Consider the following 21,719-nt stretch of genomic DNA (forward strand, 5'->3'; position numbering starts at 1 on the left):
GCCCCTCCCCCGCGGCTCCCCCTCACCCGCCTCACCCTGATCGGCGACCGCCCACCGGGGTACGACGGCCCCGCGCTGGTACTCAGCAACACGACCGCCTTCGTCACCCGCTACGCCAAGCCCACGGGCGAGGCGATCGTCCTGCGCATCAACCACGCCCCCAAGGACGGCAGTCACCCCTACGACGCCGCCTGCGACCCGTCCCTGAGCCCGTCCGTCACCTGCGCGGACGACGGCGCCGGCCGCACCCTGGTCACCGACCGCAGGGCCCGCACCCGCGAGCTGTACGTCCGCCACGGAGCCGTGGACGCCGTCGCCTCCCTGGGCACCGGCGCGTCCCTCCCGGCCGCCCGCCACCTCCTGACGACCTTGCGCCCGCCGACGGACCATGAACGCGCGGCGCAAAGCAAGCAGGGCCCGCACGACCGAAGTCGTACGGGCCCTGCTCATGAGCCGAGGCTCGGTGCTCCTGGGAGCGCCGGGTCTACCCGACCATCAAGTAAGTGATTACTTGGTGATCTTGGTGACCTGGCCGGCGCCGACGGTCCGGCCACCCTCACGGATGGCGAACTTCAGGCCCTCCTCCATGGCGACCGGCTGGATCAGCTGGACGGACATGGAGGTGTTGTCGCCCGGCATGACCATCTCGGTGCCCTCGGGGAGGGTCACGACGCCGGTCACGTCCGTGGTACGGAAGTAGAACTGCGGGCGGTAGTTGTTGAAGAACGGGGTGTGACGGCCACCCTCGTCCTTCGACAGGATGTACGCCTGGGCCTCGAACTCGGTGTGCGGGGTGACCGAACCGGGCTTGATGATGACCTGGCCGCGCTCGACGTCCTCGCGCTTGATGCCGCGGAGCAGCAGACCGACGTTCTCACCGGCCTGGCCCTCGTCCAGCAGCTTCCGGAACATCTCGATGCCGGTGACCGTGGTGGAGGTCTTCTCGGTCTTGATGCCGATGATGTCGACGTTCTCGTTGACCTTCAGCACACCGCGCTCGATACGGCCGGTGACGACCGTACCGCGACCGGTGATGGTGAAGACGTCCTCGATCGGCATCAGGAACGGCTTGTCGGTGTCGCGCTCCGGGGCCGGGATGGCCTCGTCGACGGCCTTCATCAGGTCCAGGACCGACTTGCCCCACTCGGCGTCGCCCTCGAGCGCCTTCAGCGCCGAGACCTTGACGACCGGGAGCTCGTCGCCCGGGAACTCGTACTCGGAGAGGAGCTCACGGACCTCGAGCTCGACGAGCTCCAGGATCTCCTCGTCGTCCACCATGTCGGCCTTGTTCAGGGCGACAACGATGTAGGGAACGCCGACCTGGCGGGCCAGGAGCACGTGCTCCTTGGTCTGCGGCATCGGGCCGTCGGTGGCGGCAACCACGAGGATGGCGCCGTCCATCTGCGCCGCACCCGTGATCATGTTCTTGATGTAGTCCGCGTGACCGGGGCAGTCGACGTGGGCGTAGTGACGGTTCTCCGTCTGGTACTCGACGTGCGCAATCGAGATGGTGATACCACGCTGGCGCTCTTCCGGCGCCTTGTCGATCATGTCGAAGGCCGAGGCCTCGTTCAGGTCCGGGAACGCGTCATGCAGCACCTTGGTGATCGCCGCGGTAAGGGTCGTCTTACCGTGGTCGATGTGACCGATGGTGCCGATGTTGACGTGCGGCTTAGTCCGCTCGAACTTCGCCTTCGCCACTGGGGTCCTCCTGTGGAGTGGTTCTGTACGCCTTACTCATCGGCGCCAGGTGATCTTTGCTGGGGTGCCGGCCGGCGGGGCATTCCACGCGATAAACGCGGTTTGCCCCACCGGTCGGTGTCAAGCCTAAAGCGTGTCGGGGTCCGACTCTGACGAGACGGGTCTTACTCGCCCTTGGCCTTCGCGATGATCTCCTCGGCGACGTTCCGCGGAACCTCGGCGTAGGAGTCGAACTGCATCGAGTAGCTCGCGCGACCCGACGTCTTGCTGCGGAGGTCTCCGACGTAGCCGAACATCTCCGAGAGCGGAACCAGGCCCGTGACGAGCTTGGCACCGTGGCGGTCCTCCATGGACTGAATCTGTCCACGGCGGGAGTTGATGTCGCCGATCACGTCGCCCATGTAGTCCTCGGGCGTGGTGACCTCGACCTTCATCATCGGCTCGAGCAGGGCCGGGGAAGCCTTGCGCGCAGCCTCCTTGAAGGCCATCGAACCGGCGATCTTGAACGCCATCTCGGAGGAGTCGACCTCGTGGAAGGCACCGTCGTGGAGCGTGACGCGCACACCGGTCAGCGGGTAGCCGGCGAGAACACCGAACTCCATGGCCTCCTGGCAGCCCGCGTCCACGGACGGGATGTACTCCCGCGGGATGCGGCCACCGGTGACCTTGTTCTCGAACTCGTAGCCATCGCCCTCGAGAGGCTCGACCGAGATCTGCACCTTCGCGAACTGGCCGGAACCACCAGTCTGCTTCTTGTGCGTGTAGTCGATCTTCTCGACGGTCTTGCGCAGCGTCTCGCGGTACGCGACCTGCGGCTTACCGACGTTGGCCTCGACCCGGAACTCACGCTTCATACGGTCGACCAGCACGTCGAGGTGCAGCTCGCCCATACCCGCGATGATGGTCTGGCCGGTCTCCTCGTCGGTGTGGACCTGGAAGCTCGGGTCCTCCTCGGCGAGGCGCTGGATGGCGACACCCAGCTTCTCCTGGTCGCCCTTGGACTTGGGCTCAATGGCGACCTGGATGACCGGGGCCGGGAACTCCATCGACTCCAGGATCACCTGGTTGGCGGAGTCACAGAGGGTCTCACCGGTGGTGGTCTGCTTCAGACCCATGACGGCGACGATGTCACCGGCACCCACCGACTCGATCTCCTCACGCTTGTTCGCGTGCATCCGGTAGATCTTGCCGATGCGCTCCTTCTTGCCCTTGACGGAGTTCAGCACCTGCGTGCCGGACTCCAGGCGACCCGAGTAGACCCGGATGAAGGTGAGCTTGCCGAGGTGCGGGTCGCTCGCGATCTTGAAGGCGAGCGCGGCCAGCGGCTCTTCCTCGGAGGGACGGCGCTTGATGATCTCGTCCGCATTGTTGACGGCGTGGCCCTCGATGGCCTCGACGTCCAGCGGCGACGGGAGGTAGCGCACGACCGCGTCGAGCAGCGGCTGGACACCCTTGTTCTTGAAGGCGGTGCCACAGAACACGGGGGTGACGGTGGTGTCGCCGCCCTTGCCGGAGCTGATGGTGATGCGACGGATCGCCTCGTGCAGCTGGTCCACGGTGGGCTCGGTGCCCTCCAGGTACAGCTCCATCATCTCTTCGTCGTTCTCGGCGACGGCCTCAAGGAGCTTGCCGCGCCATTCCTCGGCAGCCTCGAGGTGGGTGTCCGGGATGTCGACGGTGTCGTACATCTCGCCCTTGGCGGCCTCGGCCGACCAGACCAGGGCCTTCATGCTGACGAGGTCGACGACGCCCTTGAAGTCCGCCTCGGTGCCGATCGGCAGCTGCATGACGATCGGGGTCGCGCCCAGGCGGTCCACGATCATGTCGACGCAGCGGTGGAACTCGGCGCCGGTGCGGTCGAGCTTGTTGACGAAGCAGATACGCGGCACGCCGTAGCGGTCCGCCTGACGCCACACCGTCTCGGACTGGGGCTCAACGCCGGCAACGCCGTCGAACACCGTCACGGCACCGTCGAGCACGCGCAGGGAGCGCTCCACCTCGACGGTGAAGTCGACGTGACCCGGGGTGTCGATGATGTTGATGGTGTGGTCGACGTTGTTCAGCGGCCAGTGACAGGTGGTGGCAGCAGAGGTGATCGTGATGCCACGCTCCTGCTCCTGCTCCATCCAGTCCATCGTGGCGGCGCCGTCGTGGACCTCACCGATCTTGTACGAAACACCGGTGTAGAACAGGATCCGCTCGGTGGTCGTCGTCTTGCCCGCGTCGATGTGGGCCATGATCCCGATATTGCGGACCTTGGCCAGGTCAAGTGAAGTGGTAGCCATAAGGCTTTCGTCTTCTCTCGGTCTCGATGTGGGTAGCGACTACCAGCGGTAGTGCGCGAAGGCCTTGTTGGACTCGGCCATCTTGTGCGTGTCCTCGCGCTTCTTGACCGAAGCGCCGAGGCCGTTCGAGGCGTCCAGCAGCTCGTTCATGAGGCGCTCGGTCATGGTCTTCTCGCGGCGGGCGCGGGAGTAACCCACGAGCCAGCGCAGCGCCAGGGTCGACGCGCGACCCGGCTTGACCTCGACCGGAACCTGGTAGGTCGCGCCACCGACACGGCGGGACTTGACCTCGAGGGTCGGCTTGATGTTCTCCAGCGCGCGCTTCAGCGTGATGACCGGGTCGTTGCCGGTCTTCTCACGCAGGCCCTCCATGGCGCCGTAAACGATGCGCTCAGCGGTGGAGCGCTTTCCGTTCAGCAGCACCTTGTTGATGAGGGAGGTCACCAGAGGAGAGTTGTAGACCGGGTCGATGATGACCGGGCGCTTCGGGGCGGGGCCCTTACGAGGCATTCTTACTTCTCCTTCTTGGCGCCGTAGCGGCTGCGAGCCTGCTTGCGGTTCTTGACGCCCTGCGTGTCGAGGGAGCCGCGGATGATCTTGTACCGAACACCCGGCAGGTCCTTCACACGACCGCCACGCACGAGCACGATCGAGTGCTCCTGCAGGTTGTGGCCCTCACCCGGAATGTAAGCGGTGACCTCGATGCCGCTGGTCAGACGCACACGCGCGACCTTACGCAGGGCCGAGTTCGGCTTCTTCGGGGTGGTGGTGAAAACACGCGTGCAGACGCCGCGGCGCTGGGGAGAACCCTCAAGTGCGGGCGTCTTGTTCTTCTCGACCTTGTCCTGCCGGCCCTTGCGGACCAGCTGCTGGATCGTAGGCACCGTTTCTCCGGTTTCTGTGTGCCAGTCTCGGTAAAGCTAACCTGGAACTTCGCCGACCCACGAGGTCGGGTGTGTCGAATACCGCAGAACCCTCGCTGGAACGAGGAGCAGCGGATTACGGTGTCGAGACCCGGCTTCGTGCGCACCGGCACCGCCCGCCCGAAGGCTGAGGGAGATGCGCGCACGGCAGGCCAGGGACACCCCAGGCACAAGGTCAGAGCGTACCTACCGCATGGGCTGCGGTCAAAACAAATGCACACGCGTAGGACACGCCGGACTCCTTCGGCGCTGCCGCCACCGTAGTGCGCCGACCGCGTCGACGGAAGAAGGTCTCCGGCCCCGTTCCGACCGCGCCCCACGGCGTGTCCTGCGGGCCGCGGTGACCGCGGCGCCGCCCTCAGGTCTTCGGCAGCAGCGCCAGCAGCGTGACCAGCATCACGAGGCACCAGCCCCCGATGGCCAGCCAGCCCAGCACCACGCCGGTCAGCGCCATGCCGTCGCCCCGCTCGCCGCTCCGCCGGATCTCCGTCCGTGCCTTGTGCCCCAGGATCACCGCCGGGATCGCGGACACTCCCCAGGTCAGCGGGGTGAGCAGGCCACAGATCATGGAGCCGGTCGCGGACGGATTGGTCCTCGGCTGCGGCATCGGCAGGAACGTCGGCGGGACCATCGGCTGCGGCAGCATCATCGGCGGCTGCGGTACCGGTCCCTGCGGCAGGTCCCCCACCAGTAACTGCAGGTCGGCGTAGGTCAGCGCCTGATAGGCGCGCTCCACCCGCTCCTCGTACTCGCGCTGCGAGAGCCGCCCCTCGGCGAACCCCGCCTTCAGTACATCGACCGCCCGCTCCCGGTCCGCGTGCGCGGCGCGCATCGCGGGCATCTGACGAGGCGGTTGGGCCGGCCGGCCCCCCTGCCACGGTTCGAACGCCACCTGTGAGACCTCCCCCCGGCCGGAGCCCTGATGGCCCCATCATCCCTCACAGACCGCAGGGCGGTCATCCAACATGAGGATGACCGCCCTGCGTTTCGCGTTTCGCCCTTACGGGACCGGCCGCCGCCAGCTACCGCTTACTGGTTGTACGGACCGTAGTCGTAGTCCTCCAGCGGGACGGCCTGGCCGGAGCCGGTGCCGAACGGCGAGTAGTCGATGTCGTCGTAGCCGACGGCCGAGTACATCGCGGCCTTGGCTTCCTCGGTGGGCTCGACCCGGATGTTGCGGTAGCGGGACAGGCCCGTACCGGCCGGGATGAGCTTACCGATGATGACGTTCTCCTTGAGGCCGATCAGGGAGTCCGACTTGGCGTTGATCGCCGCGTCGGTCAGGACCCTGGTCGTCTCCTGGAAGGACGCCGCCGACAGCCACGACTCGGTGGCCAGCGAAGCCTTGGTGATACCCATCAGCTGCGGACGGCCGGAAGCCGGGTGGCCACCCTCCGCCACGACACGACGGTTCTCGCCCTCGAACTTCGAGCGCTCCACGAGCTCGCCCGGCAGCAGCTCCGCGTCGCCGGACTCGATGATCGTCACGCGGCGCAGCATCTGCCGGATGATGATCTCGATGTGCTTGTCGTGGATCGCCACGCCCTGGCTGTTGTAGACCTTCTGGACCTCGCCGACCAGGTGGACCTGGACCGCACGCTGGCCGAGGATGCGCAGCACGTCGTGCGGGTTGATCGCACCGACGGTCAGCGGCTGGCCGACCGTGACGTGGTCACCCTCGCTCACCAGCAGACGGGCACGCTTGGAGACGCCGTAGGACGTCTCGTCGCTGCCGTCGTCCGGCGTGACGACGACCTTCTTGGTCTTCTCGGTCTCCTCGATCCGCACGCGGCCGGCGGCCTCGGAGATCGGGGCGACACCCTTGGGCGTACGGGCCTCGAAGAGCTCGACGACTCGCGGCAGACCCAGGGTGATGTCGTCACCCGCCACACCACCGGTGTGGAAGGTACGCATCGTCAGCTGGGTACCGGGCTCACCGATGGACTGGGCCGCGATGATGCCGACGGCCTCACCGATGTCGACCAGCTTGCCGGTGGCCAGCGAACGGCCGTAGCAGAAGGCGCAGGTGCCGACCGCGGACTCACAGGTCAGGACCGAGCGGGTCTTGACCTCCTCGACGCCGTGCGCGACCAGCTGGTCGATGAGCACGTCACCGAGGTCCACGTTCGCCGAGGCGATGACCTTGCCGTCGACGACGACATCCTCGGCGAGCATCCGGGCGTACACGCTGGACTCGACGTCGTCCGCCTTGCGCAGGACACCGTCGGCGCCCTTGCTGGCGATCCGCAGCTTCAGACCGCGCTCGGTGCCGCAGTCCTCCTCGCGGATGATGACGTCCTGGGAGACGTCCACGAGACGACGGGTGAGGTAACCCGAGTCGGCGGTACGGAGGGCGGTGTCCGCGAGACCCTTACGGGCACCGTGGGTGGAGATGAAGTACTCCAGCACGGAGAGACCCTCGCGGAACGACGCCTTAATGGGTCGCGGGATGGTCTCGTTCTTCGCGTTCGACACCAGACCACGCATACCGGCGATCTGCCGCATCTGCATCATGTTTCCTCGGGCACCCGAGTCAACCATCATGAAGATGGGGTTCGTCTTGGGGAAGTTCTCGTTCATCGCCTCGGCGACCTCGTTGGTCGCCTTGGTCCAGATGTTGATCAGTTCCTGAGTGCGCTCGTCCTTGGTGATCAGACCGCGCTCGTACTGCTTCTGGACCTTCTCGTCCTGGGCCTCGTAGCCCGCGACGATCTCCTTCTTGGCCTCCGGCACGACGATGTCGGAGACGGCGACGGTGACGCCGGAGCGGGTGGCCCAGTGGAAGCCGGCCGCCTTCAGGTTGTCCAGCGTCTGCGCGACGATGACCTTCGGGTACCGCTCGGCCAGGTCGTTGACGATCGCGGAGAGCTGCTTCTTGCCCACCGAGTAGTCGACGAACGGGTAGTCCTCGGGCAGCAGCTCGTTGAAGAGCGCGCGGCCCAGGGTCGTACGCAGCCGGAAGCTGTCACCCTGCTGCCACTCGGGTTCGCCCTCCTCCGGAGCCGGCGGGGCCCAGCCGCGGGGCGGGACCGTGCCGATCGGGAAGCGGATGTCGACCTTCGCCTGGAGCGAGAGCTCCTTGGCGTCGAACGCCATGATCGCCTCGGCGACCGAGCCGAACGCGCGGCCCTCACCGATGACCTTGCGCTCCTCCTCATCGGTGGTGAGGAAGAACAGACCCAGCACCATGTCCTGGGTCGGCATGGTGACCGGACGGCCGTCGGCCGGCTTGAGGATGTTGTTCGAGGACAGCATCAGGATGCGGGCCTCGGCCTGCGCCTCCGCGGACAGCGGCAGGTGCACGGCCATCTGGTCACCGTCGAAGTCCGCGTTGAACGCGGTGCAGACGAGCGGGTGAATCTGAATGGCCTTGCCCTCGACCAGCTGCGGCTCGAACGCCTGGATACCGAGGCGGTGCAGCGTGGGCGCACGGTTCAGCAGAACCGGGTGCTCGGCGATGACCTCTTCGAGGACGTCGTACACGACCGTGCGGCCGCGCTCGACCATCCGCTTCGCCGACTTGATGTTCTGCGCGTGGTTCAGGTCGACCAGGCGCTTCATCACGAACGGCTTGAAGAGCTCCAGCGCCATGGCCTTCGGCAGACCGCACTGGTGCAGCTTGAGCTGCGGGCCGACGACGATGACGGAACGCGCGGAGTAGTCCACACGCTTACCGAGCAGGTTCTGACGGAACCGGCCCTGCTTACCCTTCAGCATGTCGCTGAGGGACTTCAGCGGGCGGTTACCGGGACCGGTGACCGGGCGACCGCGGCGGCCGTTGTCGAACAGCGCGTCGACGGCCTCCTGCAGCATCCGCTTCTCGTTGTTCACGATGATCTCGGGGGCACCGAGGTCAAGGAGACGCTTGAGGCGGTTGTTGCGGTTGATCACACGGCGGTACAGGTCGTTCAGGTCGGAGGTCGCGAAGCGGCCACCGTCCAGCTGCACCATCGGACGCAGGTCCGGCGGGATGACCGGGATGCAGTCCAGCACCATGCCGTTGGGGCTGTTGCGGGTCTGCAGGAACGCGGAGACGACCTTGAGGCGCTTGAGCGCACGGGTCTTCTTCTGGCCCTTGCCGGTACGGATGATCTCGCGGAGCTTCTCGGCCTCTTCGTCGAGGTCGAAGGACTCCAGGCGCTTCTGCAGGGCAGCCGCGCCCATGCCGCCCATGAAGTACGTGCCGAAGCGGTCACGCAGCTCGCGGTAGAGCAGCTCGTCGCCCTCGAGGTCCTGGACCTTGAGGTTCTTGAAGCGGTTCCAGACCTCGTCCAGGCGGTCGATCTCGCGCTGCGCACGGTCGCGCAGCTGCTTCATCTCGCGCTCGGCACCCTCGCGCACCTTGCGGCGCACGTCGGCCTTGGCGCCCTCGGCCTCCAGCTCGGCCAGGTCGGTCTCGAGCTTCTTGGCGCGGGCCTCCAGGTCGGCGTCGCGGCGCTGCTCGATCTGCTGACGCTCGACGGAGACGTGCGCCTCCAGCGAGGGCAGGTCGCGCGTACGGCGCTCCTCGTCCACCCACGTGATCATGTAGGCGGCGAAGTAAATGACCTTCTCGAGGTCCTTGGGCGCGAGGTCCAGCAGGTAACCCAGCCGGCTCGGAACGCCCTTGAAGTACCAGATGTGCGTGACGGGGGCGGCCAGCTCGATGTGGCCCATCCGCTCACGGCGCACCTTGGCGCGAGTGACCTCGACGCCGCAGCGCTCGCAGATGATGCCCTTGAAGCGGACGCGCTTGTACTTACCGCAGTAGCACTCCCAGTCCCGAGTGGGGCCGAAGATCTTCTCGCAGAAGAGGCCGTCCTTCTCGGGCTTGAGGGTGCGGTAGTTGATGGTCTCCGGCTTCTTGACCTCGCCGTGGGACCACTGACGGATGTCGTCAGCGGTGGCAAGGCCGATCCGCAGCTCGTCGAAGAAGTTGACGTCGAGCACTGTCGTCAATCCCTCTTTCAGGGTCGAGTCTCAATCATGGTCTGAGGGGGTCCGGGGTGGGGCCGGGACCTCACTGGGAGGTCCCGGCCAGACCCGTCAGACCTCTTCGACGCTGCTCGGCTCGCGCCGGGACAGGTCGATACCGAGCTCCTCCGCCGCGCGGAAGACGTCCTCGTCGGTGTCGCGCATCTCGATGGACATGCCGTCCGAGGACAGCACCTCCACGTTCAGGCACAGCGACTGCATTTCCTTGATGAGCACCTTGAAGGACTCGGGAATGCCGGGCTCGGGGATGTTCTCGCCCTTGACGATGGCCTCGTAGACCTTCACGCGGCCGGTCACGTCATCGGACTTGATCGTCAGCAGCTCCTGGAGGGCGTAAGCGGCGCCGTATGCCTCCAGCGCCCACACCTCCATCTCACCGAAGCGCTGGCCACCGAACTGAGCCTTACCACCCAGCGGCTGCTGGGTGATCATCGAGTACGGACCGGTCGAGCGGGCGTGGAGCTTGTCGTCGACCAGGTGGTGCAGCTTGAGGATGTACATGTACCCGATCGAGATCGGGTCCGGGAACGGCTCGCCGGAGCGGCCGTCGAACAGCCGGGCCTTGCCGGTGTCCTTGACCATCCGGTCGCCGTCGCGGTTCGGCAGCGTGGAGTCGAACAGACCCTGCAGCTCGTCCTGGCGCGCACCGTCGAAGACCGGCGTGGCGACGTTGGTCCGCGGCGCGACGTCGTCGGCGCCGATGGCCTGCAGCCGCTGCTGCCACTCCTCGTTGCCCTCGACCTTCCAGCCCTGGCTGGCCAGCCAGCCGAGGTGGATCTCCAGGACCTGTCCCGGGTTCATTCGGGACGGGACACCCAGGGGGTTGAGGATGATGTCGACCGGGGTGCCGTCCTCCAGGAACGGCATGTCCTCGACCGGCAGGATCTTCGAGATGACACCCTTGTTGCCGTGACGGCCAGCGAGCTTGTCACCGTCGGTGATCTTGCGCTTCTGCGCCACGTACACGCGAACCAGCTGGTTCACGCCCGGGGGCAGCTCGTCGCCCTCCTCGCGGTCGAAGACGCGGACGCCGATGACCTTGCCGGTCTCGCCGTGCGGCACCTTCAACGAGGTGTCACGGACCTCACGGGCCTTCTCACCGAAGATCGCGCGGAGCAGGCGCTCCTCCGGGGTCAGCTCGGTCTCACCCTTGGGCGTGACCTTGCCGACCAGGATGTCGCCGGCGACGACCTCGGCACCGATGCGGATGATGCCGCGCTCGTCGAGGTCGGCGAGGACCTCCTCGGAGACGTTCGGGATGTCCCGGGTGATCTCCTCGGGGCCCAGCTTGGTGTCACGGGCGTCGACCTCGTGCTCCTCGATGTGGATCGAGGAGAGGACGTCGTCCTGCACGAGGCGCTGCGACAGGATGATCGCGTCCTCGTAGTTGTGACCCTCCCACGGCATGAACGCCACGAGCAGGTTCTTGCCGAGCGCCATCTCGCCTTCGTCCGTGGACGGACCGTCGGCGAGGACCTGGCCCTCGATGACCCGCGCGCCCTCGTCCACGACGACCTTCTGGTTGAAGGAGGTGCCCTGGTTGGAGCGGGTGAACTTGGCGACGCGGTACGTGGTGTACGTGCCGTCGTCGTTGGCGACCGTGATGTAGTCCGCGGAGACCTCCTGGACCACACCGTCCTTCTCGGCCTTGATGACGTCGCCGGCGTCGACCGCGCAGCGGTACTCCATGCCGGTGCCGACCAGCGGCGCCTCGGCCTTGATCAGCGGCACGGCCTGGCGCATCATGTTCGAGCCCATGAGCGCGCGGTTGGCGTCGTCGTGCTCGAGGAACGGGATCATGGCGGTCGCGGCCGACACCATCTGGCGCGGCGAGACGTCCATGAAGTCCACCTCGTCGACCGTGACGAGGTCGGCCTCGCCGCCACGCCGGCGGACCAGGACACGCTGCTCGGCGAAGCGCATGTCGTCGGTCAGCGGGGCGTTGGCCTGGGCGATGATGAAGCGGTCTTCCTCATCGGCCGTGAGGTAGACGACCTCTTCGGTGACCTGGCCGTCGACGACCTTGCGGTACGGCGTCTCGATGAAGCCGAAGACGTTGACCCGGCCGTACGAGGCGAGCGAACCGATCAGACCAATGTTCGGGCCTTCGGGCGTCTCGATCGGGCACATGCGGCCGTAGTGCGACGGGTGCACGTCACGCACGTCCAGGCCGGCCCGCTCACGGGAGAGACCACCCGGGCCCAGCGCCGACAGACGACGCTTGTGAGTCAGACCCGACAGCGGGTTGGTCTGGTCCATGAACTGGGACAGCTGGCTGGTGCCGAAGAACTCCTTGATGGAGGCGACGACCGGCCGGATGTTGATCAGGGTCTGCGGCGTGATCGCCTCGACGTCCTGAGTGGTCATGCGCTCACGCACGACGCGCTCCATACGGGCGAGACCCGTACGGACCTGGTTCTGGATCAGCTCGCCGACGTTGCGCAGGCGGCGGTTGCCGAAGTGGTCGATGTCGTCGGTCTCGACGACGATCTCCGTGCCGTTCTCACCGATCGTCTCGGTCTCACCGGCGTGCAGCTTCACCAGGTACTTGATCGTGGCGATGATGTCGTCGGTGGTGAGAACGCCGGCGTCCAGCGGCTCGTCGCCGCCGAGCTTCTTGTTGACCTTGTAGCGGCCGACCTTGGCGAGGTCGTAGCGCTTCGGGTTGAAGTACAGGTTCTCCAGCAGCGTCTGCGCGGCCTCGCGCGTCGGCGGCTCGCCCGGACGCAGCTTGCGGTAGATGTCGAGCAGCGCGTCGTCCTGGCCCTGGGTGTGGTCCTTCTCCAGGGTGGCGCGCATGGACTCGTACTCGCCGAACTCCTCGAGGATCTGCTCGGTCGTCCAACCGAGGGCCTTGAGCAGCACGGTGACCGACTGCTTGCGCTTGCGGTCGATGCGGACACCGACCATGTCACGCTTGTCGATCTCCATCTCCAGCCAGGCACCCCGGGACGGGATGATCTTGGCGGAGAAGATGTCCTTGTCGGACGTCTTGTCGATCTGGCTGTCGAAGTAGACGCCCGGCGAGCGGACCAGCTGCGAAACGACGACACGCTCGGTGCCGTTGATGCAGAAGGTGCCCTTGTTGGTCATGAGCGGGAAGTCGCCCATGAAGACCGTCTGGGACTTGATCTCGCCGGTCTCGTTGTTGGTGAATTCGGCGGTGACGAAGAGCGGAGCCGCGTACGTGAAGTCGCGCTCCTTGCACTCGTCGATGCTGTTCTTCGGGGGCTCGAAGCGGTGGTCGCGGAACGTCAGCGACATCGACCCGGAGAAGTCCTCGATCGGGGAGATCTCTTCGAAGATCTCCTCCAGACCGGACTTGGTGGGGACGTCCTGACCGGACTCCAGCGCAGCCTCGACGCGACCCTTCCATGCGGCGTTGCCGAGCAGCCAGTCGAAGCTTTCGGTCTGCAGCGCAAGGAGGTTCGGAACCCCGAGGGGCTCCTTGATCTTCGCAAAAGAGATGCGCAGCGGGGCGGTGCTGTCGCCGTTGTTCGTATTGGCAGTCGAGGCGTTGCGCGAGGCGGCCAAGAGGGGGTCCTTCCGAGGGCTCGGACTCACTACGCGCGTACCGGTCCCACGTTCACACACAACGGAAGAAATCCCTGGTCAGGGAGGTGACGTCCGCAGTGCTGAGATGTGGGTATGCCCCTGGTGACGGGCAGGGAGCAGCTAACAGGCAGCGCAAAGGGTCAGTGTAGCCACTCGGCACACTGATGTCCAGACCGGGTTTTCGGAGACCGGCTCTGCACCCAATCTCTCCTCCGGAAGGCTCCCTCTAGCAGGGGTACCCCTCGTTGTAGTTCTTCACGCTCAGCGCCTGCTGCATGCCGTGCGCCCCTGGGCGCACATCGATACTGCCCTCTTCGTCAGCGATCCATGCCTCGGACTCCGGATCGCTTCTGACGTCGCGTCCCGAGAATTGCGCGCCGCGTGCTGTTCGTCAAGGCCCCCCACCCCAGGGAGATCGTCACGAGGCGCGCGGCCGGACAACGAAGATCACCATACTCGCACGGCAGTGCGCGGCAACTCGGCAAGGACATCGGAACGCCGAAGGGCGACCACCCGCATGGGTGATCGCCCTTGGCACGGGACCAGGCGAAGCCCGGGATCCCGGAGGTGTTCAGTCAGCGACTGACAGAGGTCACTTGACCTCGACGGAGGCGCCGGCGCCCTCGAGGGCCTCCTTGGCCTTGTCAGCGGCGTCCTTGGCGACCTTCTCGAGGACCGGCTTCGGGGTGCCGTCCACGAGGTCCTTGGCCTCCTTCAGACCCAGCGAGGTCAGCTCACGCACGACCTTGATGACCTGGATCTTCTTGTCGCCCGCACCGGTGAGGATGACGTCGAACTCGTCCTGCTCCTCAGCGGCCTCGGCGGCCGGGGCGCCCGGGGCGCCGGCGGCGGCAACGGCGACCGGGGCGGCAGCCTCGACGTCGAACTTCTCCTCGAAGGCCTTCACGAACTCGGAGAGCTCGATGAGGGTCATCTCCTCGAACTGCGCGAGCAGGTCTTCCTGGCTGAGCTTCGCCATGGTGGCGGTCCTTCCACTAAATCGGCTGGTGCCGGATGTACATGTCGGCGGGCGTACGTTTGGCCCGCTGTGGCCTCCCCCTCAGGCGTGCCTGAGGACGGGCTGCCAATGTGCGAGCCGAATTACTCGGCACCGCCCTGCTCGGCCTTGCTGCGAAGAGCGTCCGCGGTGCGGGCGAACTTCGTGAGCGGGGCCTGGAAGGTCGCCGCGGCCTTGGCCATGGACGCCTTCATGCCACCCGCCAGCTTGGCGAGCAGAACCTCGCGGGACTCGAGGTCCGCAAGCTTCTTGATGTCGTCAGCGGAGAGTGCCTTCCCTTCGAAGACACCGCCCTTGATGACGAGGTTCTGGTTCTCCTTGGCGAAGTCACGAAGACCCTTCGCCGCCTCGACCGGGTCACCGGTCACGAAGGCGACGGCCGTCGAGCCCACAAGGTGCTCGTCCAGCACGGAGATCCCGGCCTCCTGGGCCGCGATCTTGGTCAGCGTGTTCTTCACCACACGGTACTGAGCGTTGTCACCGAGCGAACGACGCAGATCCTTGATCTGCGCGACAGTAAGTCCGGTGTACGCGGTGACGACAGCGGCGTTGGAGTTACGGAACTTGTCCGTGATCTCCTCGACAGCTGCGACCTTGTCAGGACTTGCCATGAGCCTCGGCCTCCTTCCGGGTGATGAGGACCGCGCAGAAGGGGCTGGGCAAAACAAACGCCCCGGCGCAGGCGCACGGGGCGTGACTCGACCGGAGACGGAATCCGTTCCGGGAGTTCATCCTCATTCACCTGCGCAGGCCGTCCGCAGCTAGCGGATCCTTCGGCCACCGCACACCCGGACGGGCGCACAGAGACAACCAGCGGTCTTTGGCTTCTCCGTTACGGTACGCGAACCAGGAGCGCGCAGGCAAATCGCCGCAGGACGGCCGTACGGCCGCGTGCCGCTCTCCCGGCCGGGCGCCGGCCCCCGAGAGCCGGAAGGGCCCCTCCAGGGCCGTACAGGGCACACAAAAAGGCCGGGCCCCGCACCGAGAGTCGATGCGAGGCCCGGCCTCACGCGTACGCGCGAGCCGTCAGGCTCAGACCGCGGCCGGGTCCTCCTCGACGAGGAGGTTGCGGGTGCGGTTGGCGTCCAGCGGAACACCGGGGCCCATCGTGGTGGTGATGGTGGCCTTCTTGATGTACCGGCCCTTGGCGGCGGACGGCTTGAGGCGGTTGATCTCCTCGAGCGCCGCGGCGTAGTTCTCCACCAGCTTGGCGTCGTCGAAGGACACCTTGCCGATGATGAAGTGGAGGTTCGCGTGCTTGTCCACGCGGAACTCGATCTTGCCGCCCTTGATGTCGTTGACAGCCTTGGTGACATCCGGGGTGACGGTGCCGGTCTTCGGGTTCGGCATCAGACCACGGGGACCGAGCACGCGGCCGAGGCGGCCGACCTTGCCCATGAGGTCCGGGGTGGCGACGACGGCGTCGAAGTCCAGGCGGCCCTTGGAGACCTCGTCGATGAGCTCGTCCGCGCCGACGATGTCGGCGCCGGCGGCTTCCGCGGCCGCAGCACGGTCGCCGGTCGCGAAGACCAGGACCCGGGCGGTCTTACCGGTGCCGTGCGGGAGGTTCACGGTGCCACGGACCATCTGGTCGGCCTTGCGCGGGTCAACGCCCAGACGCATGGCAACCTCGACGGTCGCGTCGAACTTGGCCGAGGAGGTCTCCTTGGCGAGACGGACGGCCTCGAGGGGGGCGTACAGACGCTCCCGGTCGATCTTCGCGTCCGCGTTGCGAAGAGTCTTGCTGCGCTTCACTGCTGCTCCTGAATGCAGTTACGCCATGCGGCTCGTGCCGCCTGGCAGGTGGAGTCGTGGTCCGGGCCAGCGCCTGGCCCTGCCACGTTGGTGCGACGAGGCTCGATCAGCCCTCGACCGTGATGCCCATGGAACGGGCGGTGCCGGCGATGATCTTCGACGCGGCGTCCAGGTCGTTGGCGTTCAGGTCGGGCATCTTGGTGGTGGCGATCTCGCGGACCTGGTCGGCCGTGATCTTGGCGACCTTGGTCTTGTGCGGCTCGCCGGAGCCCTTCTCCACGCCCGCGGCCTTCAGGATCATCTTGGAGGCCGGCGGGGTCTTCGTGATGAAGGTGAAGGAACGGTCCTCGTAGACCGTGATCTCCACCGGGATGACCCAACCGCGCTGCGACTCGGTCGCGGCGTTGTAGGCCTTGCAGAACTCCATGATGTTGACGCCGTGCTGACCCAGCGCGGGGCCGACCGGCGGAGCCGGGTTCGCGGCACCGGCCTGGATCTGGAGCTTGATGAGCCCCGTGACCTTCTTCTTCTTGGGAGGCATGCTCTCTCCGGGTCCTAGTGAGAGGTGTTTCGCCATGTCATCCGGTCATCCGGATGGAGGCATACCGCACAACGATAACGGGTATAGAGGTGCGGCCAAAAACCGAGCAGGTCAGGCGGGCCGTGAGGGCCTGCCTGACCTGCTCGGAAGCGGTTGTTCCAGGGTGTCCTGACGAGGTCAGTTCTTCTGGATCTGATCGAAGCTCAGCTCGACCGGGGTCTCGCGGCCGAAGATCTCGACGAGGCCCTTGACCTTCTTCGAGTCGGCGTTGATCTCGTTGATCGTGGCCTGCAGCGTGGCGAACGGGCCGTCGGTGACGGTGACCGAGTCGCCCACCTCGAAGTCCAGCACCTGGACCTCGACCTTGCGCTGCGGCGCCGGCTTGCCCTCGGCCTCGGCGGCCTCCTTGGCGGCCTTCTCCTCGGCCTCCGGAGCGAGCATCTTGACGATCTCGTCCAGCGTGAGCGGGTACGGGTCGTAGGCGTTGCCCACGAAGCCGGTGACGCCCGGGGTGTTGCGGACGACGCCCCAGGACTCGTTCGTCAGGTCCATGCGCACGAGCACGTAGCCCGGGAGCTTGTTCTGACGGACGTTCTTCCGCTCGCCGTTCTTGATCTGGACGATCTCTTCCTCGGGCACCTCGGCCTGGTAGATGAAGTCCTCGACGTTGAGCGAGACGGCGCGCTGCTCCAGGTTGGCCTTCACGCGCTTCTCGTAGCCCGCGTAGGTGTGGATGACGTACCACTCGCCGGGCAGGCCGCGCAGCTCCTCGCGCAGCGCCGCGATCGGGTCGACGGGCTCCTCGTCCTCGGCGGCCTCTTCGGCTTCCTCGTCGGACTCGGTACGCACCGCGGCTTCCTCGGCGGGCTCGCCGGCGGCAGCGTCCTCCGCGTCGAGCTCGTCGGTGGCGTCGGCGCCCTCGACGATCTCCTGCGGGCCCTGGTCCTCGGTCGACGCCGTGTCGCCCTCGACCTCGGCCGTAGCCGCCGCGTCGACGTCGGCCGCTGCCGCCGCGACGGGCTCGGCGGGCTCGTTCAGGTTCGGGTCAGACACTGTGGCTGCTTCTTCCTGGCTTCAAGGGGTTGAACATGCGAACGGGCGCCCGCTTCAGGCGCCCATCGCGGGATCAGGCGAAGACGTAATCGACGACTTCCTTGAGTCCCAAGTCAATCACGGTTACGAGACCGATGACGATGACTACGAAGACGATCACCACGGTGGTGTACGTCGAAAGCTGGTTCCGCGTCGGCCAGACGACCTTGCGGAGTTCCGCGATGATCTGGCGGTAGAACAGTGCGAGCCGCGCGAGGGGGCCCTTCTTGCCGCGCTTTCCGCCACGGCGGGGCTTCTTGGACTCGGTCGCGTCGTCATCGGAACGGCCACGCTCAGGCATGTCGATGGAGCCCAGGGCGTCCGTCACTCGTCCTCACCTGAATCCGGGTCGTGGCCGTGCCGCGCCCGGTAGAGCCCGCACGGCGGTGCATTGCCTTACGTACGCGTGCACGCACCCTGGTGAATCAAGTGCGTGTAGCAGGGCCGGAGGGACTTGAACCCCCAACCGCTGGTTTTGGAGACCAGTGCTCTACCAATTGAGCTACGACCCTTTGTGGTTTCCCCAACCTACAGCATGCGACCGGTGCACTGTGTGCGCGGCCGACGACGACCCGTTGGGGAGCCAACGGTGGTCGAGTGTACGTGCTCGGCGGCCGGGCGTCGAACGGAAACCCCCGGGGCGACCGGGACGAACCGTCGTACCGGGTGCCGGGCCGGTCTGCGACGATGCAGGTATGAGTCCTGCTACTCCACCCGCACAGTCCCCTACCGAGCGTCGTGTGTCGGCCCGCGTCGGCGCGATCTCCGAGTCCGCCACGCTGGCCGTGGACGCCAAGGCGAAGGCCCTCAAGGCCGCCGGGCGCCCGGTGATCGGCTTCGGCGCCGGTGAGCCCGACTTCCCGACGCCCGACTACATCGTCGAGGCCGCCGTCGAGGCTTGCCGCAACCCCAAGTTCCACCGGTACACCCCGGCCGGCGGTCTGCCCGAGCTCAAGGCCGCGATCGCCGCGAAGACGCTGCGCGACTCCGGCTACGAGGTCGAGGCCGCCAACATCCTGGTGACCAACGGTGGCAAGCAGGCCATCTACGAGGCGTTCGCGGCGATCCTCGACCCGGGCGACGAGGTCATCGTCCCGGCCCCGTACTGGACCACCTACCCCGAGTCGATCCAGCTCGCGGGCGGTGTCCCGGTCCCGGTCGTGGCCGACGAGACCACCGGCTACCGGGTGAGCGTGGAGCAGCTGGAGGCGGCCCGTACGGAGAACACCAAGGTGGTGCTCTTCGTCTCGCCGTCCAACCCGACCGGCGCGGTCTACAGCCGCGAGCAGGTCGAGGCGGTCGGCCGCTGGGCCGCCGAGCACGGCCTGTGGGTCATGACGGACGAGATCTACGAGCACCTGGTCTACGGCGACGCGGAGTTCTCGTCGCTGCCGGTCGTGGTGCCCGAGCTGCGCGACAAGTGCATCGTCGTCAACGGCGTGGCCAAGACGTACGCCATGACGGGCTGGCGGGTGGGCTGGGTGATCGGCCCGAAGGACGTGATCAAGGCCGCGGCGAACCTCCAGTCGCACGCCACGTCGAACGTCGCCAACGTCTCCCAGGCCGCCGCCATCGCGGCCGTCTCCGGCGACCTGAAGGCCGTCGACGAGATGAAGGTCGCCTTCGACCGCCGCCGCCGGAAGATCGTCGAGATGCTCAACGAGATCGAGGGCGTCGTCTGCCCCGAGCCCGAGGGCGCGTTCTACGCGTACCCCTCGGTCAAGGGCCTGCTCGGCAAGGAGATCCGCGGCAGGCGCCCGGAGACCAGCGTCGAGCTGGCCGAGGTCATCCTGGAGGAGGCCGAGGTCGCGGTCGTTCCGGGCGAGGCGTTCGGCACCCCCGGCTACCTGCGCCTTTCGTACGCGCTGGGCGACGAGGACCTCGTCGAGGGCGTGTCGCGCATCCAGCGGCTGCTGGCCGAGGCGAAGTAACCACCTCCGGATTTTCGGAGGTGCAGGCGCCACATGTGTGGCGGCTGATACGGCGGGTCCCGGAAGTTGTCCGGGATCCGCCGTTCGCATGTTCACACAATCCTTCGTTCGAGGTTGGGCCTACCGGATCGGCGGTTGTGTGCGGCAAGATCCTGGAATGGTGCGTGTCCGAGATCTCCGTCTGCTGCCCAAGGCCCATCTCCATCTGCACTTCACCGGGTCCATGCGGTCCGCGACCTTGCTGGAGCTCGCCGACAAGTACGGCGTCCATCTGCCGGAGGCGCTCAGCAGCGGCGAGCCGCCGAAGCTCCGGGCGACCGACGAGCGGGGCTGGTTCAGATTCCAGCGGCTGTACGACATCGCGCGGTCCTGCCTGAGAACGCCCGAGGACATCCAGCGGCTGGTGCGCGAGACGGCCGAGGAGGACGTCAGGGACGGCTCCCGCTGGCTGGAGATCCAGGTGGACCCCACCTCGTACGCCCCCCGGCTGGGCGGGCTGATCCCGGCGCTGGAGGTCATTCTCGACGCGGTGGCGACCGCCTCCCGCGAGACCGGTCTCGGGATGCGCGTCCTGGTCGCCGCGAACCGCATGAAACACCCCCTGGACGCCCGCACGCTGGCCCGCCTGGCGGTGCGCTACGCCGACCACGGGGTGGTCGGTTTCGGCCTCTCCAACGACGAACGGCGCGGTTTCGCGCGCGACTTCGACCGGGCGTTCGCGATCGCCCGGGACGGCGGGCTGCTGGCCGCGCCGCACGGCGGCGAGCTGTCGGGCCCCGCCAGCGTCCGGGACTGCCTGGACGATCTGCACGCGGGCCGGGTCGGGCACGGTGTACGGGCGGCGGAGGACCCGTACCTGGTGAAGCGGCTCGCGGACTCCGGGGTGACCTGTGAGGTCTGCCCGGCTTCGAATGTGGCGCTGGGCGTCTACGAGAAGCCGGAGGACGTGCCCCTACGGGCGCTGTTCGACGCCGGAGTACCGATGGCCCTCGGGGCCGACGACCCGCTGCTCTTCGGGGCACGGCTGGCCGCGCAGTACGAGATCGCGCGCGAGCACCACGGCTTCTCGGACGCCGAACTGGCCGAGCTGGCCCGGCAGTCGGTACGCGGCTCGCGCGCGCCCCTGGACGAGCAGCGGCGCATGCTGGCGGACATCGACGCGTGGCTGGCCGACTGAGGCGCTGCGCGGCCCTGCAGGCGCTGTCGTAGGTCCTACAGGGCCTGTCGTGGGCCCTACAGGGCCGCTGTAGGCCCCCTGGCGCCTCAGCCGATGCCCGTGAGGACCGTCCGGGCCACCTCCGCCGCGAAGTCGCCCGTGGGTTCCGTCCTCGCGCCTTCCGTGCCCGTGCCTTCCGTGCCCGTGCCTTCCGTGGTCGTGCCTTCCGAGAAAGCGGTGAAGAAGGCGCGCTGGAAGCAGGCCCCGAGCAGCAGCGCGGCGGCGGCCTCGGGGTCGGCGTCGGCGCGGATGCGGCCGCGGTCGCGCTCCCGGCGCAGGTAGCGGGCGAGCTGGTCACGCGGTTCGTGCGGCCCCGTGCCCAGCTCCGCCAGCCCCTCCCGGTGCCGCCGCAGCAATGCGGGCTCGGCGAAGAGCGAGCCCGCGATCGGCAGCGTCTGCGCGTAGAGGTCCATGGCCCGGCGGGCGACGGCGGTCAGGCACTCCTCGACGGTGCGCTCCCCCGGGTCGGCGGTGAGCTCCTCCAGGAGCGGGCCGACGCCGGGCAGCCGCTCCTTCAGTACCCGTACGAAGATCTCTTCCTTGTTCGCGAAGTGCTTGTACAGCGCCGCCTCGGAGCAGCCGGCGGCGCGCGCGATCTCCTTGGTGGTGGTGCGCGCGAGGCCGGTGGTGCGCAGCAGTTCGTGGGCGGCGTCGAGGATCCTGGCGGGCGTTGACTTCGGGGTGGGCATTCACTCACTCTAAGGGGTGAGTGAATACTTACCCACCCC

17 protein-coding genes and 1 tRNA gene are annotated in these 21,719 nt (G+C 67.1%); 3 read left to right on the forward strand and 15 right to left on the reverse strand.

The features are described 5' to 3' along the window. The coding region (locus CCS38_RS12055) for a hypothetical protein (protein WP_223733234.1) at positions 1 to 507 on the forward strand (507 nt) is incomplete at its 5' end. On the opposite strand, the gene tuf is transcribed toward CCS38_RS12055, so the two are convergent. From tuf to CCS38_RS12125, 14 genes are all read right to left on the reverse strand, one after another. Next, positions 508 to 1,701 carry an elongation factor Tu gene (gene tuf / locus CCS38_RS12060; RefSeq protein WP_223733235.1) on the reverse strand — a complete coding sequence of 398 codons (1,194 nt, stop codon included), beginning with the start codon at positions 1,699 to 1,701 and terminating at the stop codon, positions 508 to 510. Positions 1,702 to 1,865: 164 nt separating this feature from the next. Further along, positions 1,866 to 3,986 carry an elongation factor G gene (gene fusA, locus CCS38_RS12065; protein ID WP_223733236.1) on the reverse strand — a complete coding sequence of 707 codons (2,121 nt, stop codon included), beginning with the start codon at positions 3,984 to 3,986 and terminating at the stop codon, positions 1,866 to 1,868. 39 nt (positions 3,987 to 4,025) lie between these two features. Next, positions 4,026 to 4,496 (reverse strand): 30S ribosomal protein S7, encoded by a 471-nt coding sequence (rpsG, locus tag CCS38_RS12070; protein WP_030262788.1) that lies wholly within the window; start codon positions 4,494 to 4,496, stop codon positions 4,026 to 4,028. 2 nt (positions 4,497 to 4,498) lie between these two features. After that, positions 4,499 to 4,870 (reverse strand): 30S ribosomal protein S12, encoded by a 372-nt coding sequence (rpsL, locus tag CCS38_RS12075; RefSeq protein WP_003948652.1) that lies wholly within the window; start codon positions 4,868 to 4,870, stop codon positions 4,499 to 4,501. Between the two features lie 397 nt (positions 4,871 to 5,267). Continuing rightward, on the reverse strand, positions 5,268 to 5,741 hold the full coding sequence (locus CCS38_RS12080) for a DUF1707 and DUF4190 domain-containing protein (protein ID WP_223733254.1): 474 nt from the start codon (positions 5,739 to 5,741) through the stop codon (positions 5,268 to 5,270). 197 nt (positions 5,742 to 5,938) lie between these two features. Beyond that, positions 5,939 to 9,838: a DNA-directed RNA polymerase subunit beta' gene (locus tag CCS38_RS12085; protein WP_223733255.1), complete on the reverse strand. Its 3,900-nt coding sequence runs from the start codon at positions 9,836 to 9,838 to the stop codon at positions 5,939 to 5,941. Between the two features lie 96 nt (positions 9,839 to 9,934). Beyond that, positions 9,935 to 13,417, reverse strand: a complete 3,483-nt coding sequence (rpoB, locus tag CCS38_RS12090; protein ID WP_030262779.1) for a DNA-directed RNA polymerase subunit beta — start codon at positions 13,415 to 13,417, stop codon at positions 9,935 to 9,937. Positions 13,418 to 14,030: 613 nt separating this feature from the next. Continuing rightward, positions 14,031 to 14,417 (reverse strand): 50S ribosomal protein L7/L12, encoded by a 387-nt coding sequence (rplL, locus tag CCS38_RS12095; RefSeq protein WP_030262775.1) that lies wholly within the window; start codon positions 14,415 to 14,417, stop codon positions 14,031 to 14,033. A 122-nt stretch (positions 14,418 to 14,539) separates the two neighbouring features. Then, a complete protein-coding gene (gene rplJ, locus CCS38_RS12100) occupies positions 14,540 to 15,067 on the reverse strand; it encodes a 50S ribosomal protein L10 (RefSeq protein WP_030262771.1) in 528 nt (175 codons plus the stop codon). A 421-nt stretch (positions 15,068 to 15,488) separates the two neighbouring features. After that, a complete protein-coding gene (rplA, locus tag CCS38_RS12105; RefSeq protein ID WP_030262768.1) occupies positions 15,489 to 16,211 on the reverse strand; it encodes a 50S ribosomal protein L1 in 723 nt (240 codons plus the stop codon). A gap of 106 nt (positions 16,212 to 16,317) precedes the next feature. After that, on the reverse strand, positions 16,318 to 16,752 hold the full coding sequence (rplK, locus tag CCS38_RS12110) for a 50S ribosomal protein L11 (RefSeq protein ID WP_030262765.1): 435 nt from the start codon (positions 16,750 to 16,752) through the stop codon (positions 16,318 to 16,320). 177 nt (positions 16,753 to 16,929) lie between these two features. After that, positions 16,930 to 17,805: a transcription termination/antitermination protein NusG gene (gene nusG, locus CCS38_RS12115; protein ID WP_223733237.1), complete on the reverse strand. Its 876-nt coding sequence runs from the start codon at positions 17,803 to 17,805 to the stop codon at positions 16,930 to 16,932. A gap of 73 nt (positions 17,806 to 17,878) precedes the next feature. Further along, entirely contained in the window at positions 17,879 to 18,172 is a 294-nt protein-coding gene (secE, locus tag CCS38_RS12120) for a preprotein translocase subunit SecE (RefSeq protein WP_223733238.1), read from the reverse strand. Positions 18,173 to 18,283: 111 nt separating this feature from the next. Further along, positions 18,284 to 18,356: transfer RNA gene (locus CCS38_RS12125), tRNA-Trp, on the reverse strand. 183 nt (positions 18,357 to 18,539) lie between these two features. On the opposite strand from CCS38_RS12125, the gene CCS38_RS12130 reads away from it, so the two are divergent. Both CCS38_RS12130 and CCS38_RS12135 read left to right on the forward strand, forming a co-directional pair. After that, positions 18,540 to 19,775: a pyridoxal phosphate-dependent aminotransferase gene (locus CCS38_RS12130; protein ID WP_223733239.1), complete on the forward strand. Its 1,236-nt coding sequence runs from the start codon at positions 18,540 to 18,542 to the stop codon at positions 19,773 to 19,775. 157 nt (positions 19,776 to 19,932) lie between these two features. After that, on the forward strand, positions 19,933 to 20,952 hold the full coding sequence (locus tag CCS38_RS12135) for an adenosine deaminase (RefSeq protein WP_223733240.1): 1,020 nt from the start codon (positions 19,933 to 19,935) through the stop codon (positions 20,950 to 20,952). Between the two features lie 86 nt (positions 20,953 to 21,038). Here CCS38_RS12135 and CCS38_RS12140 read toward each other — a convergent pair whose 3' ends face one another. Next, entirely contained in the window at positions 21,039 to 21,680 is a 642-nt protein-coding gene (locus CCS38_RS12140) for a TetR/AcrR family transcriptional regulator (RefSeq protein ID WP_223733241.1), read from the reverse strand. Positions 21,681 to 21,719 lie beyond the last annotated feature (39 nt).

Source organism: Streptomyces purpurogeneiscleroticus, from assembly GCF_020024005.1.
Taxonomy (GTDB): Bacteria; Actinomycetota; Actinomycetes; order Streptomycetales; family Streptomycetaceae; genus Streptomyces; species Streptomyces purpurogeneiscleroticus.

What these genes read in the sequence shown, in the direction of transcription:
- fusA (WP_223733236.1), bottom strand. Translation starts at nt 3,986, where the DNA reads ATGGCTACCACTTCACTTGACCTGGCCAAGGTCCGCAATATCGGGATC.
- rpsG (WP_030262788.1), bottom strand. Translation starts at nt 4,496, where the DNA reads ATGCCTCGTAAGGGCCCCGCCCCGAAGCGCCCGGTCATCATCGACCCG.
- CCS38_RS12080 (WP_223733254.1), bottom strand. Translation starts at nt 5,741, where the DNA reads ATGCGCGCCGCGCACGCGGACCGGGAGCGGGCGGTCGATGTACTGAAG.
- rplL (WP_030262775.1), bottom strand. Translation starts at nt 14,417, where the DNA reads ATGGCGAAGCTCAGCCAGGAAGACCTGCTCGCGCAGTTCGAGGAGATG.
- rplJ (WP_030262771.1), bottom strand. Translation starts at nt 15,067, where the DNA reads ATGGCAAGTCCTGACAAGGTCGCAGCTGTCGAGGAGATCACGGACAAG.
- rplK (WP_030262765.1), bottom strand. Translation starts at nt 16,752, where the DNA reads ATGCCTCCCAAGAAGAAGAAGGTCACGGGGCTCATCAAGCTCCAGATC.
- CCS38_RS12130 (WP_223733239.1), top strand. Translation starts at nt 18,540, where the DNA reads ATGAGTCCTGCTACTCCACCCGCACAGTCCCCTACCGAGCGTCGTGTG.
- CCS38_RS12135 (WP_223733240.1), top strand. Translation starts at nt 19,933, where the DNA reads ATGGTGCGTGTCCGAGATCTCCGTCTGCTGCCCAAGGCCCATCTCCAT.
- CCS38_RS12140 (WP_223733241.1), bottom strand. Translation starts at nt 21,680, where the DNA reads ATGCCCACCCCGAAGTCAACGCCCGCCAGGATCCTCGACGCCGCCCAC.